This window comes from Paraburkholderia sp. CNPSo 3076, assembly GCF_026343935.1.
GTDB classification, from domain to species: Bacteria; Pseudomonadota; Gammaproteobacteria; order Burkholderiales; family Burkholderiaceae; genus Paraburkholderia; species Paraburkholderia nodosa.
Map to the genome: position 1 here is coordinate 160,211 of NZ_JAPMAL010000001.1, position 18,029 is coordinate 178,239.

Genomic DNA, 18,029 nt, shown 5'->3' on the forward strand with positions numbered 1-18,029 from the left:
GGCGGTGCTTTGGCAGCACCGTCGCGCCTGAACGAATCATCTTCACCGTCCCTCAGCCGGCGAAAGCGATTCAAAACTCGTGAAGCATTGCCTGGATGCTCGACGGCTCTTTGGTCGCCGTGAGCGCGAGCATCAGGAGAATGCGGGCCTTTTGGGGGTTCAGATCGTCACCGAGAAGACCCACATAGGCCGGATCTTCCGGTATGAATCCGCCCCCTGTCCGGGAAGAGCGGACCACAATCACCCCTTGGGCGATCGCCTTCCTGATTGACGGAAGAGTGAGAAGCGATTCGCTGCCTGCTCCAACGCCTGCGACGACAATGCCCTTTGCTCCGTGAGCGACTGCGGCGTCGTACATGTAACCGCCGTCATTCTGATAGCCGTAGACAATATCGACTTCCGGCAGAGAATCGAGCTTCGACACGTCAAACGGCGTTGCAGTGGTATTGCGTTTCAACACGGACGTCTCGAAGTGAGGAACCTCGTCCACCAGCGTGCCCAGGTAGCCGGCGTCGTTTCCCTTGAACGTATCCGGCGTCGTGCCATTGGTCTTCGTGGTGTAGCGAGCCGAGCCGATCCGGTCGTTCAGCACGATCATTACGCCGTGACCGCGGGCCTCCGGCGACGCGGCAACCGTGACTGCCTGCAGGAGGTTGCTCGGACCATCGGCACTGATGGCCGTCGACGGCCGCATCGATCCCGTGACCACCACAGGCTTGTCGCTCTTGACGACAAGATCAAGAAAATAGGCCGTTTCCTCGAGGGTATCGGTGCCGTGGGTCACCACGACACCCGCGATGTCCGGTTGAGCAAGAAGCTGATTCACGCGCTTCGCCAGTTTCAGGAGGATATCGTTGGTGATGTTCTCGCTTCCGACATTCGAAATCTGTTCGCCGGACACCTGTGCAATCTTGCCCAGTGACGGGACCGATTTGAGAAGCGCGTCAGCCGTCAGTACGCCTGGCTTGTAGCCCGTTGTCTGCGTCTCACTCCCCGCAGTACCCGCGATCGTGCCGCCGGTTGCCAGCACCGCTACGTGGGGCAGTTTTTCGGGGGATGTGGATTGCGCCATGGCCGGCGCCACTGAAAACAGACAGAGCGCAAGACCGGCGCAAAGCCGGCCTAAGTAGTCGCTCATATGAGCATGGTTGTCTCTCACGGGATGTCTCCAGATTGGAAGAGTGAAACCCTGGATAGCCATCAAAATCGGCGTATCGCTGAAAACGAGTGTAGTGACACATTCAGGAAATCAAATCAGGCGCGGGGCACCATTAAAGAAACTGATAGTGCGGTGTACGGAAGATGAAGATGTGCGCATTCCTGGCGCTTCATTCGATCCCGAAATTTATATGGATTCCATATCACGAATCCGAACATGAACTTCTCAATCGATCATCCCAGCACGAAAAGCCCCGCATAGCGGGGCTCTCCTGTTCGATTGCGGAACACTGGTACGGTTACGCGGCCGCCTCCAACGCTGCCAGACCGAAGAACTTCTGGGCATTCTCGCCACTCAGCAGCGCCTTGGCACGCGCACTGAAGCCCGGGTGAGCTTCAATCAAGTGGCCGATCCGCTGCTCGCCGAGCGGATAGGGATAGTCGGAGCCGAGCAGCACGCGCTCCTCGCCCATGACGCTCACGAGCAGTTGCAATGCGCCCGGATCGAACACCGCGCTGTCGACCGAGAAGCGGTCCACATACGACGAGGGCAGCTGCGGGCAGTTCTCTCGCACGATGTCGCGCTCGCGCCATGCGTTGTCCACGCGGCCAAGCAAGAAGGCGAAGCTGCCGCCACCGTGCGCGAAGCACAGCTTCAGCGAGCGCGGAATGCGTTCGAAGGCGCCCGAGAGAATTAGCGAGAGAATGCCGAGTTGCGTCTCCGCCGGCATCGCGACAAGCCAGGGGAGCATCCACTTCTTCATGCGGCCGTCGGTCATCATGTCCCATGGATGCACGAGCACGGGAATGCCTTCGTTCGCACAGTGCGTGAGAAACCGTATCAGGCTCTCGTCGTCGAGATCCTTTGGGCCGACGTGATTGCCGATCTGTACGCCGCGATGGCCGGCCGCAAACGCGCGCGTCGCCTCGGCGCAGGCCAGGTCGACGTCCTGCAGCGGCACTTGCGCGAGCGTGACGAGCCTGGTCGGCGCCGTCACGCACAGTTCGAGCGCCCGGTCGTTCATGCGCTGCGCCCATTCCAGCGCCGTCTGCGCCGGATAGCGATAGCCGAACAGGATGGGCGTCGCGCACATCACCTGCGCGTCCACGCCAAGTGCGTCCATCTCTTCAATGCGCCTTACGGGATCCCACAGCGGGCGCGTCACGGGACGGAACGGCCGGTCGCCGCTCATAATCATGCCTGTCTCACCGCTCGCATCGAGCGCGAGCCACGGTGCGTCTCGCGCGTCGAAGCGCGCGGCTTCCTCCTGCGTGATCGGCGGAAAGAAGTGGGAATGGATGTCGATTCGCAATGTCATTGCCTGAAACTCCGGCTTTCGCCGCTTCGTATGTTGAGGTCTATCCGGCGCTGCTCAACCGTGGCGGCGCGTCGTGAATTCCACCTGGCCGAGACCGCCGATCACGCACTGCACGTGCAGCCCGGGCGTCAGGGCCTGGGCGGCCGTTGCAGCGCCCGCCATGATCAGCGAGCCAGCCGGCAGCGCAACTTCAGCGTTGGCAACGAGACGGGAAGCCTGCACGATCGAGCGCAACGGGTCACCGAGAATCGCGCCCGTCGAGCCGATCTGCACGTCCCGGCCGTCAAAGCGCATCAGCACCCCCGCATTGCGCAGCCCGTCGAAGCGCCGAGACCACGGTCCGATGACGAGGCCGGCGCTCGAACAGTTGTCTGCGATCACGTCTTCGAGCGTGAAGCGGAACGCCTCGTAGCGCGAGTCGATGATCTCCATCGCGGGCGCAGCGGCTTCGAGGTATGCATACGCTTCGAGCGCCGTGAGCGGGCGGTCAATATCGCGCTTCGTCACGAAGCACACCTCGGGCTCCACACGCGGGTGAATGAAGCGGTCGAGATCGACGGGTGCGCCGTCCTCCTCGAGCATCGTGTCGGTCAGCCAGCCCCAGATCAGGCTGTCCACGCCCATCTGGATCATCTTCGCGCGGCTTGTGAAGCCGAGCTTGACGCCGATGGTGCGCTCGCCTCGCGCCTCACGGCGCGCGATCGAGGCTCGCTGGATTCGATAGGCGTCTTCGATCGGGAATGGCGTGCTGGTGCTCAGTTGCTCGACGGCTCGCGCCTCGCGGGCCGCATCGTCGAGATAACGTGCTGCGTGTTCGATATTCATTGGGCCACCACCCTCGCCGGCTGCCGTTGCTTCGCTTCCAGCAGATCGAGCGCCACGTCGACGATCATGTCTTCCTGGCCGCCCACCATCCGGCGCTTGCCCAGTTCGACGAGAATGTCGACCGTCTTCAGGTCGTACTTCTTCGCGGCCAATTCCGAGTGGCGCAGGAAGCTCGAATACACGCCCGCATAGCCGAGCGCGAGCGTTTCGCGGTCCACGCGAACCGGGCGGTCCTGCAGCGGGCGCACGATGTCGTCGGCGGCGTCCATCAGCGCGTAGAGGTCGGTGCCATGATTCCAGCCCATGCGTTCCGCCGCGCCGATGAACACCTCGAGCGGCGCATTGCCCGCGCCCGCCCCCATACCGGCAAGCGACGCATCGACGCGGTCGCCGCCTTCTTCCACCGCCACGATCGAGTTCGCCACGCCCAGCGAGAGGTTGTGGTGCGCGTGCATGCCCGTTTGCGTTTCGGGCTTGAGCACCTGTTTGACGGCACGGAAACGGTCGCGCACGTCGTTCATCGTGAGCGCGCCGCCCGAATCGACCACGTAGAGGCAGGTCGCGCCGTAGCTTTCCATCTTCTTCGCTTCGACGGCGAGGTTTTCCGGCGTGGTCATGTGGCTCATCATCAGGAAGCCCACGGTGTCCATGCCCAGTTCGCGTGCGTATTCGATGTGCTGCTTCGAAATGTCGGCCTCCGTGCAGTGCGTGGCGATACGCACCACGCGCGCGCCCGCGTTGTACGCGGCCTTCAGGTCGTGAATCGTGCCGATGCCGGGCAGGAGCAGCGTGGCGATCTGCGCATGCGTAACCACGTCGGCCACGGCTTCGATCCATTCCAGGTCGCTGTGCGCGCCGAAGCCGTAGTTGAAGCTCGAGCCCTGCAGGCCGTCGCCATGAGCGACTTCGATGCTGTCCACCTTCGCACGGTCCAGCGCGCGGGCGATGTCCTGCACGTTCTGGATCGAGTACTGGTGGCGGATGGCGTGGCTGCCGTCGCGCAGCGTCACGTCGGAGATGTAGAGTTTCTTGCTCATGGTCTTATCCCTCCACGCTCAGAAGCGTCTTCGCCATGCGTTCGGCGGTGGCGAGCGCGGCGGAAGTCATGATGTCGAGATTGCCTGCGTAAGCGGGCAGATAGTGCGCGGCGCCCTCCACTTCGAGGAACACCGAGGTCTTCAGGCCGCTGAACTTGCCGAGGCCCGGAATATTCAAGGGCGCGTTCGCGGGAATCTCGTCGAACTGCACCTTCTGCTTCAGGCGATAGCCCGGCACGTAGGCGTGTACCTTCGCGACCATCTCTTCGATGGACTGCTCGACCTTCGCGCGATCGGCCATTTCGGAGAGCGTATAAACCGTGTCGCGCATCATGACCGGGGGCTCGGCCGGATTCAGCACGATGATGGCCTTGCCCTTCGCCGCGCCGCCCACCACTTCGATCGCCTTCGACGTCGTTTCGGTGAACTCGTCGATGTTGGCGCGCGTGCCGGGGCCCGCCGACTTGCTGCTGATCGACGCAACGATTTCAGCGTAGAGAACCTTCGCGACGCGCGACACCGCCGCGACCATCGGAATCGTGGCCTGGCCGCCACACGTCACCATGTTGACGTTGAGCGCTTCAATGTGAGCGTCGATATTCACGACCGGCACGCAGTACGGGCCGATTGCGGCGGGCGTGAGGTCGATCACGCGAATCGACGGCTTGAACGTGCGCAGCAGCGCGTCGTTCTTCACATGCGCGCCGGCCGACGTCGCGTCGAACACGAAGTCGATGTCGTTGAAGCACGGCAGGCGCGTGAGCCCTTCCGCACCCTCATGCGTGGTCGCCACGCCGAGGCGCGCAGCACGCGCAAGACCATCGGAGTTCGGGTCGATGCCGACCATCGCCGCCATCTCCAGATGCTTGCTGTGGCGCAGGATCTTGATCATCAGATCCGTGCCGATGTTGCCCGAGCCGATGACGGCAACGGAGAGTCGAGAGTTGTCTTTCACGATGCCGATTCCGTTTGATTGGAGAACTGCGCCCGGACGGCGCCGAGGCCCTGAATATGGGCGGTGAACACGTCGCCCGGATTGACTGCAACCATGGGGCCAAGCGCGCCGGTCAGCACGATGTCGCCGGCACGCAGCGGCGCGCCGACCTGAACCATCTTGTTCGCGAGCCACACGGCGGCATTGAGCGGATTGCCGAGGCACGCCGCGCCCGCGCCAACGCTCACCGGGTCCGCGCCGCGCTCCATGACCATGCCGCAGCTAACAACGTCGAACGCTTCGAGCTTGACCGGCCGGTTGCCGAGCACGAAGAGGCCGCTCGAAGCGTTGTCGGCCACGGTGTCGGCGAGGCGGATGTCCCACTGCGCGATGCGGCTGCCGACCACTTCGATTGCCGGCAGCGCGTATGCGGTTGCGCCGATGATGTCTGCAATCGTATGACGTTCGTGGCTCAGATCGCGTTCGAGAATCAGCGCGATCTCGGCCTCGACCTTCGGCTGCTGCGTGCGTGCAAACGGAATCTCTTCACCATCGCCATACGCCATGTGATCGAACAGCATGCCGAAGTCCGGCTGATCGACGCCGAGTTGTTTTTGCACGGCCACAGACGTCAGTCCGATCTTGCGGCCGACGAGCCGCGCGCCACCTTCGAGTTGCCGCTGCGTGTTGATCTGCTGTACACGGTAAGCGTTGGAGAGCGGGTCGCCATCGAGGGCGGCGATCGCCTCGCGAACCGGCTGCACTGCGCCGAACGGCTGCTGGTGCTGCGCTTGCCAGAGCGTGTCCGCAATGACCTGAAGTGCCTGAAGCTGGGTCGTCATCACGCCACCTTCACGCAAACGTTGGTCAGCTCGGAGTAGAAGTCCATGGAATGGCGCCCCCCTTCGCGACCGAAACCCGAGAGCTTGGCGCCGCCGAATGGCGTGCGCAGATCGCGCACGAACCAGGCGTTGACCCACACGATGCCGGTTTCGAATTGCGGCGCGACGCGGTGCGCGCGGCTAAGGTTCGTAGTCCACACGGAGGCAGCGAGGCCGTAGGCGCTATCGTTTACGCGGCGCACCACTTCCTCTTCGGTATCGAATGGCGCGATATGGCAAACCGGCCCGAAGATTTCCTCGGTCAGGCAGCGTGCGGTGTCGGGCAGACCGGTCCAGATCGTCGGCTGAACGAACGCGCCGTGATCGCAATCGTTGCCGAACTGCGGCACGCCCCCGCCAGTCACAACCGTCGCGCCCTCTTCGGCGGCGAGCTTGAAATAGCCGAGCACTTTCTCGCGATGACCCTTCGAGATCAGCGGCCCAGTCGTCGTGCCCGCCTCATACGGCGAGCCGACCTTCAACATCTCCGTCTTCTCCTTGAGCGCCGCGACGAAGCGCTCGAAGATCGGCCGCTCGACGTAGACCCGTTCGGAACACAGGCACACCTGCCCCGCGTTCGTGAAGCTCGAACGCAGCACGCCATCCACTGCCGCGTCGAAGTCCGCATCGGCAAACACCACGGCCGCGTTCTTGCCGCCCAGTTCAAACGACACGTTCTTTACGCCATCTGCCACAGCCTTCATGATCGTGCTGCCGGTCTTCGACTCGCCGGTGAACGTGATTGCGTCAATGCCAGCGTGACGCGTGAGCCATTCGCCGGCCGCGCTGCCGCCGTGACCATGGATCAGGTTAAAGACGCCCGGCGGCAGGCCGATATCGCGCATGACTTCCGCGAGCAGCGTGGCTGAAGTGGGCGTCTCTTCCGAAGGCTTCGCTACAACGCAGTTGCCCATTGCGAGCGCCGGAGCGACCTTCCATGTGAACAGCAGCAGCGGCAGATTCCACGGCGAAATCACGCCGACGACGCCGAGGGGCTTGCGCGTCACGTAGTTGAGCATCTCGCCGTCGGCCGTCGAGGTTTCGAAGAATTCGCCGCTCGCGGTCCGCACGAGATCGCCGAACGTGCGAAAGTTCGCGATGCCGCGTGCGACGTCCAGGCTGCGCGCCTGGGTGATGGGGCGACCCGTATCGGCGACTTCGGCCGCGACGAAATCGTCGAAACGCGCCTGAATCCCATCGGCGATGCGATGCAGCCAGTCCGCGCGTTGCGCGGCGCTCAGGCGACGCCACGGGCCCTGCTGCGCACGACACGCGGCCTTTACGGCGGCATCGACTGCAGCCGCGTCCGCTTCAACGACACGCGATAGTTCCCGACCGTCGATCGGGCTCAGGTTGGCAAACGTATCGGCGCCGTCGACGAATTCGCCGTCGATGAAATGGCGCAGGCGCGTCGGTAAGGCAGCGCGTGCCCGGGAGTTGGCATTCATGGGCCTTCCTGCTGACTGATTGATGTGCAGTCAGTGTAGGAGTGCCTCCGTGCGCTGAATAATCAAAACTTGCGCTGCCGATATAAAAACATGGAATAGCGAACTCACCGGCGCAGACTCACACGGCGACTATGCCGATGCCTTGGCAGCCTCGCGCAGGCACTCGACGAACGACTCGCAGGCCGGATTCAGCTCCTTGTCGGAGCGCACGGAATAACCTACGGTGCCGAACGACCCGCTTTCGGGAATGTCGAGGATGCGCAGCAAACCAGCCCGCATGAAGCGCGTGGCCGCTACACGCGGCATGACGGCCACACGCGGAGCCTCGAGCAGGATGCCGAGATTGGTCAGTACCGAAAGCGATTCGATGATATCCGCGGGCAGCTTGAGCCCTGCCTGGCGAAACATGCGCTCCACCGCGTAGCGCAGCGGCGACTCCATCGTCGGGAGAATCCACGGCGCGTCCGCAAGATCACGCAGCGAACCGATCGATGCGCTAGCCATTTCCTGCCCGTTGCCGACAACGACGGCCAACGAGTCGTCAAAGAGCTTGTGATGCGTGAGCGGGAATGCGTCGGCAATCGGCAGCTCGACCTCCGGCAGGCGGCCGACGACGATGTCGAGTTCGCCGGTCGCAAGCAAGGGAAAGAGCTGCGCGGTTGGCCCTTCCCGCACGGTGACAAGCACGTCCGGGGCACGCGACTTCAAACGCGCGATCGCAGCCGGCAACAGATGAGCCGACGCCGAGATCAGCGTGCCGATGACCACGTGCCCCGCCGTGCCGAAGCGGAAGGTGTCGAGTTCTTCAGACATGTGCCGAAACTCGGCGATCAGCGACTTGACACGCCGACCGACGACACGGCCGAGATCGGTCGGAATGACGCCGCGGCTATGACGCTCGAACAGCACACCTTCGAATGACGATTCGAGTTCCTGAATGACCTTCGTCACGGCGGGCTGCGTGAGGCCCATGTCGGTCGCGGCGCGCCGGATCGATCCGGTCTCCATCACGCGGTCGAATACGAGCAGCTGACTGAGTTTCAGATTGCGGCTCAGTCCTATCTGGCTGAGAGGATAGCGATGCATGATGGCGCCGTCGATCAGGGAATCGTGAAGCTCGATCTTAGCAGCGGCGTCCCGGCGGTGCCGTTAGCGGGCGCCGAACCCGCTCATATCGCGTCGCGGCCCGGGTGTACGGCGCCGCAATGCGGACATGTGCGCTTTTCCCGCGATTCGTAGAACCCTGCAAAGAGCGGTGGCAGATCCTCGACGATGTCCTTCAACTGCACCTCGACGCGATGCACAAGGCCATCGCAGTTCAGGCAATACCATTCGAATCCGTCTATCGTACCCGGCGCCCGCTGGCGTTCGATCACGAGGCAAGCGCTGTTCTCTTCAGGGCGCTGTGGCGAATGACGCACATGTGGCGGCAACAGAAATACGTCGCCCTCGCGCAGCTCGACGCGTTCGCGCTTGCCATCGATCATCAGATTCAGGTACGCATTGCCGCGCAGCTGATAGAAGAACTCTTCGTGCGGATCGTCGTGGAAATCAGTCCGATGATTCGGACCTCCAACGACGGTCACGATCAGATCGCTGTCTTGCCAGACTTGCTGGTTGCCGACAGGCGGTTTCAACAAATGCTCATGCTCGTCGATCCAGCGAGCAAAGTTGAACGGCTTGGCGTAATGCGCCATGGTTGTCCCCTTCCTGTCTATTGCTGAATATGGCCGCGGTTTTGCTGGACTATTGGACCGCACCGTCGCGCGGCGCGTAGGCGATCGCCTTGATCTCGATGGTCAGCAGCGGGTGTGGCAACTGGTGAACGGCCACCGTTGTGCGGGTCGGACCAGTCTCGTCGAAGTACTCGGCATAGACTTCGTTGTAGCCGCCGAAATCGTTCATGTTGACGAGGAACGCCGTGATTTCGACGACGTTGATCAGGTCCGCTGCCTCCGTACGGAGGATATCGCGGATGTTTTCAATGACCGTGCGTGTCTGCTCCCGGATATCGACCGTAGCCGTGCCGAAGCCGTCCGCCGTCGCCCCAGCGAACGTGTTGTCGGCGCGTCGTGAACTCGTGCCCGAGACGAACAGAAAATCGCCGGCGCGAACGATATGGGGAAAGCGCCCGCGCGGCTTGGCCTTGCCTTCGACCACGCGGTGTTCAATTGTCTGGTTCATTCGACTGTCCTATCGTCATACGTTTTGCCATCGGAGCTGAGCCGTTCAAAGCATCATCTCGCGCTCGTCAGTCTAGGCAGCGCGCGGGACCCCGAATAATCAAAGTTTCCGTTTGCGGTATTCCACGCTGGAATACCGGCGACACCGAGGCACAGAGTCACGCTGACCTAGTGCTGCAATTCCTGGTGCATTTCGGCTCAGTTGTCGAACCTGCTGCGAGGAAGTGCAGGACCTGCTGAAGGCCGCTGCGAATCTGAACGGCGGCAGCGGCAACGCCCGTTTCCAGAGATCGTTTATCGACTGCTGGGCGACCTGTTCAAGGCCATCGACGATCTCGACATCACGCCCGATGAAGTCTGGGCCGGCGTGAACTATCTGAACAAGCTCGGCCAGGACGGCGAAGCGGCGCTGCTGGCTGCCGGTCTCGGTCTCGAGAAGTACCTCGACATCCGCATGGACGCCGCAGACAAGGCGGTGGGTCTCGAAGGCGGCACGCCGCGCACGATCGAAGGGCCGCTGTATGTTGCAGGCGCGCCGGTGCGCGAGAGCGTCTCGCGCATCGACCTCAACGCCGACGCCGATGCTGGGCCGCTCGTCATTCACGGCACGGTCACCGGCCTCGACATACGAATTCCGCACGCTCATGCCGGTCGGCTATGGCTGCCCGCCGCAAGGCGCGACTCAGCAACTGTTGAACGGGTTGGGCCGTCATGGGAACCGCCCGGCGCACGTGCACTTCTTCGTCACAAGTGACGATCATCGCAAGCTGACCACACAGTTCAACATCGAAGGCGACCCGCTGATCTGGGACGACTTCGCCTACGCAACGCGCGAAGAGCTGATTCCGCCCGTGACGGAAATGACCGGTGGCACCGCGCTCGGCGTGAAGGCCGATACGTACAAGGACATCGAGTTCAACCTCACGCTCACGCCGCTGGTCCAGGGTAAGGACAACCAGATCGTCCAGCACCCCCGTGCCTCAGCTACGGTGTAACGGCTCGGCAGGACGGTAATCGCGCGGATTTTCGAGTCCAGGCGCGGATGGAGACCCGTTCTTCATTGGCTCCGTCCAGACTCACCTCGAAAGTCCTGGTATTCGAATCGGGAATACGGCCATCGCAACTTTTGATTATCCGGCCGTCACGCGGCCGCCTAGACTAGCTGGTGTCTGATCGACTGGTATTCCGGTTTGACCCGGCAAGCAAGACGGCCTTATCCCGTGAGAACGCGCAAGGTCCTTTAGCTCGCTGGGCGGTCAGTAGTCGATGCTCGTGCGATTGGAACGGAGACAGCGAAAATCATGTTGCCATCTGGAACACACAAGGAAGAGATGTTGCAGGCCGTGCGCCGCCTGTGCGACGACATTCGGGACCGCCCGCTCGATGCTGATCTCGAGGCGCAACTGAACCAGGCGTTCGGCCCGGGAACCGAATCGTATGCCGAGCTTGCACGCCTCCTGAAGCTCGGCGTTCAGGAACGTTGGGCCGCCTATGTCAAGGTCGAGGGCGGGGATTATCGCCGAGGCCGGATTGCAGATCCGTCGAGTGAAACAGCGCAAATGAGCGTAGAGAGCGGACTGCTGCGCGACGTGAAAGGTCAGTACCACTGTCACACGAACGGGGAGATCAACATGATCGTCCCGCTCGAAGAAGGGGCGAAATTCTGTGGCCACGCGTCGGGTGGCGCGTTTTCCCGCCACTTAGCGAACACTTTCCGACTGTGACCGGCAACGCGCTCATGCTCTATTTTCTGCCCGGCGGAGAGATCGAATATCGTACGCCGCCAGCCGCGTGAGTGCACCTGCTGCGCGTTTGTCAGACTTTTGTTGGGAACCGTCATGAGCATCCGGATTCTCGCCGTCAACGGCAGTTCTCGCCGCGACTCGCTCAATCAGATATTGCTGGACGTTGCCGTGGTCGGCGCAAGAATCGCCGGCGCCGAAGTGACACCGATCCCGCTCGCAGACTACTCATTGCCACTGTACGACGGCGACCTTGAGGCCGAATATGGACTGCCTGACGGAGCACATGCGCTCCAGGCGCTTGTCGCGAAGCACGATGCGATGCTTATCGCGACGCCCGAATACAACGGCGGCTACACTGCGTTGTTGAAAAACGCGATCGACTGGATCAGCCGACCGTGCAATGACGGCTCATCGGGCGTCGCGTTGCTGACTGGAAAAGTCGCGGCGCTCGTCTCTGCGTCACCGGGACAGCTTGGCGGCGTTCGCTCGCAGACAGGCATGCGTGCGGTGCTCGACAAACTCGGCATGCTGGTCATTCCCGAGTCGTTTGCGTTGAGCCACGCGCATCAGGCATTCGATGTCGAAGGGAAACTCAAGGACGAGAATGTTGAGCGGCTGGTATCCGGTGTTGGTGCGGCCTTGTATCGAACCGCTGCTCAGTTAGCATGATTGTTCGTTGTCGCAATCCTGCACTTTGCTCGACTTCCTTTAGGGCGAACTGCCGCGACTTTGGGGCTGAGGGAACCATTGTGTGCCCGGTGCGTTACCGCAGGTCCAGCGGCGAGCGGAGAGTTACCAGGAGTTTAGCTGTGCAGCCAGGAAGCCCAATCGTAATCGGGTTATCGGCGTAAGGCGACAAAGCAGACTATCATGATGGGAAGCTGCATTCTTCAGCGCAGGAGCACATCATGACGTCGAATCCATCCAGTGAGCCGACCGGCACCTCCCTCGACCCCGCGCAAACTTCCACCAGCACGACTGGCCAGCCCGATCCGAAGGGCCGGCAAAATCCTGCCGCAGACGACCTTCCCGACGCCGATGCGGCAGAGCCCGAGCCTCACGAGCATCTCCCGTCCAGAAGCGACGACAACTGATTCAACACCGCAGGTGCCGACACCCATCGTAGCCTTTCATATCGTCAGCGATCAGAAAATCAACGTTTGTTTTCGCTGCTTGCGACCGAACGCTGACTCCCATGAATTGCGAATTGACTCGGCACCTGGCGCCTTGCGTTGCGAAAAGCGGTCACAAGACCGCTTACCTGACTAGCCCCGCAGCAACCCTTCCGCTATTAGTGCTTCCTGAACTCGCGGTCGGCTAGCCACGCGTTGCTGAAACGCTGTGATAGCAGGTAACCGCGATATATCCAGGCCAACGTGCGGCGCCCAGATTGTCACCGTGAAGAGATAGGCGTCTGCTGCCGAGAAACGCTCTCCCAGCAACCACTGTCGGGCCGTAAGGGACCGCTCCAGTAATGCGTAATTTTTGAAGAGTGCCTCTTGCCTTCCGGCACGGACTGGTGCGGGCGTCGAGTGATTGAAGAGCGGGGAGTAACTCTTGTGCAAGTCTGAATTAACGAAACCGAGCCATTCCTGCAGGCGGTAGCGCGCCATCGTCCCGTTCCGGGGCGCGAGTTCGCATTCTGGCTTCAAGTCTGCAAGATACTGCATGATTGCAGGGCCTTCCGTAAGCAAATCCTTGTCGTCCAGTTCGAGTACGGGTACGTTTCCCTTCGGGTTGATGGTGAGAAAGTCGACTCCGGTTTGTGTGCGCTTTGACTCAATGTCCACCCGTTCGAGTTCAATTGCGATACCATTTCCGCGCGCGTGCTTAGCATTCGACTCCGTGAACTCGAGAGCCGGAAACTCGTCGCACGGCGCGAACTCGATAGTTCGCCGCCCTCAAGTCGCCCTGCAAAGCCCTTGCCGCGATGCTCGTTATGCACGCAAACAGCGCTTATCTCGACGTAACCGTCGATGTGCATGCGCTCACCTGCCATTGCGATGAGCCGTCCTCGCTCGCGGATTGCGTGCCTGGCATGCCGGTGGCTCGCGCATTGCGGCGTCATGCATCAGCACGTTCGTGCTGGCGGAATCGCAGCTGCTGCAGGACCACGATGCCACGACGACATGGTGGCTGAGTCCCCTGTTCCGCCAGCGCTATCCGGACGTACGTCTCGACGAATCGAGAATGCTGGTTCCCTCGGGTGACTTCGTTACTGCGGGAGCCGCAATGGGGCATCTCGACCTCGCACTGTAGTTGATACGTCAGTCGAGCCCCGAGCTTTCCGCTCTTGTCGCGCGTTATATGCTGGTAGACAGGCGGCCGTCGCAGGCGACGCACATGATCCCGGAGCACCTGGCGCGCGCGGATCCACTTGTCGAACGGTTCGAGCGCTGGGCACGTTCGCGGCTCGCAGAAGGCTTTTCGCTGGAATCGGCGGCCGACGCTCCGGCGACGAGCAAGCGAACCCTGCAGCGTCGTATCGAGTCGGTGCTCGGCAAATCGCCTCTGTCGTACTTTCAGGATTTGCGCGTCAAGTGAGCGTGCGTGAATTGCGCCGCGATGCGCGCTGAACGCAAGTACAGCGCGAGGCCGTGGGCAATATCAACTCGACATTGCGTTTGCGCCGCGCTCCAGATGACGACTCGACTGGATCCGTTTGAAGTGTCCGGAGATTTGGATTGTCAGTGTCACTGCTGGCGACCTATGCTTTTTTCATGACAGTGCGCGCCCGAGACGCACTCGGCGTGCGACTCTATGCGCCCAGGAGCGGTCACTGGAAGTCGCGACAGGAATCCTGCGACAATCAGCCAACATTCGAATAGGGAGAGCGTCGAAAATGCTGATTGCCTTCGGAGGACTACTGGGCACCGGAAAAACAACCATAGCGCAAACACTTGCTCGCAAACTCACCGCGGTTTATCTGCGCATTGATACGTTGGAACAGGCATTTATCGAGGCCGGGAAGCCTTCCAGACCTTCAAGGACGTAGGGCCGGAGACACATCGAACCAGTTCGCCACATCATGACCACAACAAGAAGCCTGGCGCTCATTCTGGCATGCGTGTTTGCCTCTTCTCAGCAAGGCCACGCGCAATGTGTCGACCTGGTCGCCAGTCTTGACGACGGTCAGTTGATGCAGTCGCGGATTGCGCTGGTCGACCGTGCCACGCCTACCGAGCAGATCCGCATCCTCGCCTACATCTTCGAAATCGATCAGACCGGCGGCCTGCTGTTGCGTCATCTGGTCGAGGCGGCGCGCCGAGGCGTGCCGGTCAAGCTGCTGATCGACGGCATCGGCCCCGAGCCGCACTACCCGTTCGAGGACGAGTTCATCGTCGCCCTGCACGAGGTGGCTCCCGGCATTGAACTCCGAATCTTCCATCCACGATCCGATCTCGTCGAGATTTCGCATCGCATGCACGACAAACTGTTCCTGGTTGGCGACACGGCCGTGATCGGCAGTACCTCGATCTGGGATGCGAGCTTCCGTAACTGGCTCAGCGAGCGCGATCTGATGGTGTCGGGCGACGCCGGCCAGGATGCTTCCTCCCTGCACGCCATGTACCAGCATTTCGCCCTGTTCTGGAATAGCCCGCAAGTGGTTCGCCCCGAGCCGGAAAAATTCCTCAAAGTCGCAAGTCCTTATCGCGTCTCCGAGGGTTATGCGACGCTGGACCCGGCGCGCATCCATTATTGGCGCGAATGGCTGCTGGCTCCGCTCGATTCAGCAGCCCGGGCGACAGACCTGGACGTTACCGATACACCAACTGCCTCCGATACGCCCAATGATCCCGCCGCTCCGCCCGCTCCCGGGGCGTATTTTGATCCCGCCTGGATGCCGATCGCCTGCGAGCGCCTGCACTATGTCCACGACTGGCCCGACAAGCGCTCGCCAGGCACGTTGCAGGACATGCTACAAGCATTCGATACGGCGCAGCACGAAATCCTGATCATCAACCCCTACCTGATCCTGGTGCCGGAACTGCGCGAGGCGCTTGAGCGCAAGCGGCGCGAAGGTGTCCACGTGATCCTGGTGAGCGCCTCGCTGGCGAGCATCACGCAGGAATTCCCCGCAGTCGGGCGCGCCTATGCCGACGATCTGCCCGGCTTGGTGAATGCCGGGATCGAGGTGCGCGAATATTCCGACCAGGAGAACCGCATGATGCACGCCAAGCTGGTCCTCATCGACGGCCATCGATATTATCTCGGCAGTTTCAATTTCGATTCGCTGTCGGCCCGCCTGAATACCGAAAACGGCCTGTGGATAGATATCCCTGACGACGGGCTCGATCCCTTGCAAGACAGCGTGGCGTACTTCCTGCGCAACTCAAGTTCGGTGAGCGACGCCAATGGCCGCCTTCTGGCGGATCCCGATGCGCGCTGCCGGGCCGCTGGCTGCGGGGGTGCCTGGTGGTGGGTGACGATGCTATTCAGGAACTTCCTCTGAGCGCGCCGTGCCCTGTTGCTAAACTACGTGGCCAGTTCGGGTCGCCGTCCGCACTGTGTCGCGCAGTAGTCGGCCACGACGGGACGGTCGACGGCGCTACGTAGATCGTTGACAATGAGCCCCTGGTTCAACGCCCACGCAGCCGGACTCCATGATCCACGACTACGACCTTTCGGTCATCTTGCCTCGCCTCACCGGTGATCTCCGCGAGATACTCGACGCCGAGCTTTCTGTCGGGAATGTTATGGTCGAGATAAGTAGTGACTGGCCGATGCCGACCGTGAATGTTTGGCTAAAGAACCCGCTGGGACGGAAGTACGCGGCCGATTACCCGGACCTCGAATACACTTATCTCGGCGACCCGCGGAATTGGCTGGAGCAATATATAGATACCAAGATCGGAGCTATGGTTGCAGCCAAGTGCTAGCGAATACGCCTAACATTCCGGTCAAGGTCGCTCGCTTCGGACGCTGGACGGCCAGCAAGCACGCCCCTTACCTACAACGTTAATTGCCAATGGACATTGAGGCACGCCACACAAAAGTTGTGGAAATTCTTAAAACGCGATACGGTGTGTTGGTGCGGGAGGACTACTGCGGATACCCCGAATCGGAATCGAATCTGTATATGGTCGACTCTCAGGGCACGCTACTGTGGTTTTCCGAACGAGCCATGGATGGCGATTCGTATGCAAATCCAGTGCGTATGTCAGGCGACCATAGCGTTAAATGCGCCTCTTGGAATGGATTCGATTGCGAGATTGACCTGAAGAGCGGGAAGCTGATTCATGCGACCTTCACAAAGTAAGTCTTAACTCGTAAATGGAAACCCGCGCAGCGCGAATGTCGCACTGAGCGTCCGCTTCGGAGCGTGGTGACAGGCCGTTGTGGGTCGATGTCTGCCGGCCGCATCGCGCAGCAATCGGCACGTTCCGACCTTCAGTGCGCTCGCTTAATTTGCCGACGCCAGGCGAAAAGCATCGACGGCCCACAATGCGTCGGTCTGGAGAAACGGTTGCGAACGCACGAGCCAATCGGCAAGCGACGTCAGGCTGATTCCTGGCCGCACAGGGTCGCCGAACGATTCCGAAACGAACGGCACATCGTCTTCCGGATGACGAACGATCTGAATAATGTGGGTGACACCGCGAACCCGTGGATGGTTTGCCGCCCAACCTGGCGCTCCCATCTTCAACCCGATGGTGGCGCATCGAGGAAGGCTGCATGCATTGATCTCGGATCCCGCAAGAATATATCCCGTCCGAACTGCGATTTCCTGAATGATGCGATCCGACCACGCTTGCATAGCTCGAATATCAGTATCAGTAAACATGACATGGCCAGCCGCATTATTCTCCGCGCACATGGCTTCTGTAAGCAGCAGGCCAGTCCACCCGGAACAGTCGATGACTGGAGGGTTCTCCAACAGCCCTTCGACCTTTGCGCCCCGCCGGTATCCGACTCGCCCTGTATAGCGTTGCACGAGCCGCCACATTGCGGTCTCCGCTGCCGATAATGTCATGATGACCAATGGTGAGTGTCAGTTGCCCGACCCCGGACGGCGAAATCGGGAGCGCGGGATTTCTGCAATCGCAGTGATCTCAATCATCAATTCCGGACGGTACAGGCGCTCGACCTGAACGGTAGTCGTAACCGGATAAGGTGCATCGAAGAATTCACTTCGAATGTCTCCAGCAGCCATGAATGCGTCGATATCCGTCGCGTAGTGAACGAGGGAAATCACGTCAGTCATTTGCCCTCCCATCGCCGCCATCACGTCGCGAATATTCTCGAGGACTTTGCGCACCTGTACTCGCATGTCGTTGGGTCCAACGACTCGCCCTTCCCGGTCGAGCGATACCTGGCCCTTCAAATGAACCACCTGGCCGTCGCCCTGGATAACCGCCATCGAGAACGCACCGAACGGCGACCAGACATCTGGAAGATTCACTGCATCCACCATTTCCGGACTCCTGTAGTCAGTTAGCTCCCGATTATGCGCTTGCCCACCAGCCTGCATCGACGATATCGGGTGATGGATGCCCTT

General features: G+C 61.2%; 17 protein-coding genes and 4 pseudogenes. 7 read left to right on the forward strand and 14 right to left on the reverse strand.

The annotated features are described in order from the left end of the window. Positions 1–70 precede the first annotated feature (70 nt). The 10 genes from M3A49_RS00780 to M3A49_RS00825 form a co-directional block, all read right to left on the reverse strand. The gene (locus tag M3A49_RS00780) at positions 71–1,159 is read right to left on the reverse strand and encodes an asparaginase (RefSeq protein ID WP_323182912.1); all 1,089 of its coding nucleotides are present in this window, start codon (positions 1,157–1,159) and stop codon (positions 71–73) included. A 298-nt stretch (positions 1,160–1,457) separates the two neighbouring features. Beyond that, the gene (locus M3A49_RS00785; protein WP_266227094.1) at positions 1,458–2,477 is read right to left on the reverse strand and encodes an amidohydrolase family protein; all 1,020 of its coding nucleotides are present in this window, start codon (positions 2,475–2,477) and stop codon (positions 1,458–1,460) included. A 54-nt stretch (positions 2,478–2,531) separates the two neighbouring features. After that, a complete protein-coding gene (locus M3A49_RS00790) occupies positions 2,532–3,302 on the reverse strand; it encodes a 2-keto-4-pentenoate hydratase (RefSeq protein ID WP_266227095.1) in 771 nt (256 codons plus the stop codon). Then, entirely contained in the window at positions 3,299–4,339 is a 1,041-nt protein-coding gene (gene dmpG / locus M3A49_RS00795; RefSeq protein ID WP_266227096.1) for a 4-hydroxy-2-oxovalerate aldolase, read from the reverse strand. The genes M3A49_RS00790 and dmpG overlap by 4 nt, the downstream gene beginning before the upstream one ends. 4 nt (positions 4,340–4,343) lie before the next feature. Continuing rightward, the gene (locus M3A49_RS00800) at positions 4,344–5,297 is read right to left on the reverse strand and encodes an acetaldehyde dehydrogenase (acetylating) (RefSeq protein ID WP_266227333.1); all 954 of its coding nucleotides are present in this window, start codon (positions 5,295–5,297) and stop codon (positions 4,344–4,346) included. Beyond that, positions 5,291–6,115 (reverse strand): fumarylacetoacetate hydrolase family protein, encoded by an 825-nt coding sequence (locus M3A49_RS00805; RefSeq protein WP_266227097.1) that lies wholly within the window; start codon positions 6,113–6,115, stop codon positions 5,291–5,293. Before M3A49_RS00805 ends, M3A49_RS00800 begins: the two co-directional genes overlap by 7 nt. Further along, entirely contained in the window at positions 6,115–7,602 is a 1,488-nt protein-coding gene (locus M3A49_RS00810) for a 2-hydroxymuconic semialdehyde dehydrogenase (protein WP_266227098.1), read from the reverse strand. The genes M3A49_RS00805 and M3A49_RS00810 overlap by 1 nt, the downstream gene beginning before the upstream one ends. Before the next feature lie 129 nt (positions 7,603–7,731). Next, a complete protein-coding gene (locus tag M3A49_RS00815) occupies positions 7,732–8,688 on the reverse strand; it encodes a LysR substrate-binding domain-containing protein (protein WP_266227099.1) in 957 nt (318 codons plus the stop codon). 83 nt (positions 8,689–8,771) lie between these two features. Next, complete coding sequence (locus M3A49_RS00820; RefSeq protein ID WP_266227100.1) at positions 8,772–9,299, reverse strand: 3-hydroxyanthranilate 3,4-dioxygenase; 528 nt, start codon at positions 9,297–9,299, stop codon at positions 8,772–8,774. A gap of 49 nt (positions 9,300–9,348) precedes the next feature. After that, a complete protein-coding gene (locus M3A49_RS00825) occupies positions 9,349–9,786 on the reverse strand; it encodes a RidA family protein (RefSeq protein WP_266227101.1) in 438 nt (145 codons plus the stop codon). Positions 9,787–9,964: 178 nt separating this feature from the next. On the opposite strand from M3A49_RS00825, the pseudogene M3A49_RS00830 reads away from it, so the two are divergent. The 4 genes and pseudogenes from M3A49_RS00830 (at position 9,965) to M3A49_RS00845 (ending at position 12,624) form a co-directional block, all read left to right on the forward strand. Next, positions 9,965–10,780 (forward strand): annotated as a pseudogene (locus M3A49_RS00830) (dioxygenase). 336 nt (positions 10,781–11,116) lie between these two features. Continuing rightward, positions 11,117–11,580, forward strand: a pseudogene (locus tag M3A49_RS00835) (DUF4863 family protein). A gap of 43 nt (positions 11,581–11,623) precedes the next feature. Further along, positions 11,624–12,199: an NADPH-dependent FMN reductase gene (locus M3A49_RS00840; RefSeq protein WP_266227103.1), complete on the forward strand. Its 576-nt coding sequence runs from the start codon at positions 11,624–11,626 to the stop codon at positions 12,197–12,199. Positions 12,200–12,438: 239 nt separating this feature from the next. Continuing rightward, positions 12,439–12,624: a hypothetical protein gene (locus M3A49_RS00845; protein WP_266227104.1), complete on the forward strand. Its 186-nt coding sequence runs from the start codon at positions 12,439–12,441 to the stop codon at positions 12,622–12,624. A gap of 171 nt (positions 12,625–12,795) precedes the next feature. Here M3A49_RS00845 and gstA read toward each other — a convergent pair whose 3' ends face one another. Together gstA and M3A49_RS00855 are read right to left on the reverse strand one after the other, a co-directional pair. After that, positions 12,796–13,320 carry a glutathione transferase GstA gene (gene gstA / locus M3A49_RS00850; RefSeq protein ID WP_416338894.1) on the reverse strand — a complete coding sequence of 175 codons (525 nt, stop codon included), beginning with the start codon at positions 13,318–13,320 and terminating at the stop codon, positions 12,796–12,798. A gap of 113 nt (positions 13,321–13,433) precedes the next feature. Next, positions 13,434–13,556, reverse strand: a pseudogene (locus tag M3A49_RS00855) (GNAT family N-acetyltransferase); the annotation flags it as partial. Positions 13,557–13,576: 20 nt separating this feature from the next. Here M3A49_RS00855 and M3A49_RS00860 point away from each other — a divergent pair. The 3 genes and pseudogenes from M3A49_RS00860 to M3A49_RS00875 all read left to right on the forward strand — a co-directional run. Beyond that, positions 13,577–14,071 (forward strand): annotated as a pseudogene (locus M3A49_RS00860) (AraC family transcriptional regulator); the annotation flags it as partial. A 487-nt stretch (positions 14,072–14,558) separates the two neighbouring features. Then, positions 14,559–15,983, forward strand: a complete 1,425-nt coding sequence (locus tag M3A49_RS00870) for a phospholipase D-like domain-containing protein (protein WP_266227105.1) — start codon at positions 14,559–14,561, stop codon at positions 15,981–15,983. A 151-nt stretch (positions 15,984–16,134) separates the two neighbouring features. Further along, a complete protein-coding gene (locus M3A49_RS00875) occupies positions 16,135–16,410 on the forward strand; it encodes a hypothetical protein (protein ID WP_266227106.1) in 276 nt (91 codons plus the stop codon). 524 nt (positions 16,411–16,934) lie between these two features. Here M3A49_RS00875 and M3A49_RS00880 read toward each other — a convergent pair. Together M3A49_RS00880 and M3A49_RS00885 are read right to left on the reverse strand one after the other, a co-directional pair. After that, a complete protein-coding gene (locus M3A49_RS00880) occupies positions 16,935–17,477 on the reverse strand; it encodes a hypothetical protein (RefSeq protein WP_266227107.1) in 543 nt (180 codons plus the stop codon). A 45-nt stretch (positions 17,478–17,522) separates the two neighbouring features. After that, positions 17,523–17,945 (reverse strand): RidA family protein, encoded by a 423-nt coding sequence (locus M3A49_RS00885; protein WP_254356728.1) that lies wholly within the window; start codon positions 17,943–17,945, stop codon positions 17,523–17,525. Positions 17,946–18,029: the final 84 nt, after the last annotated feature.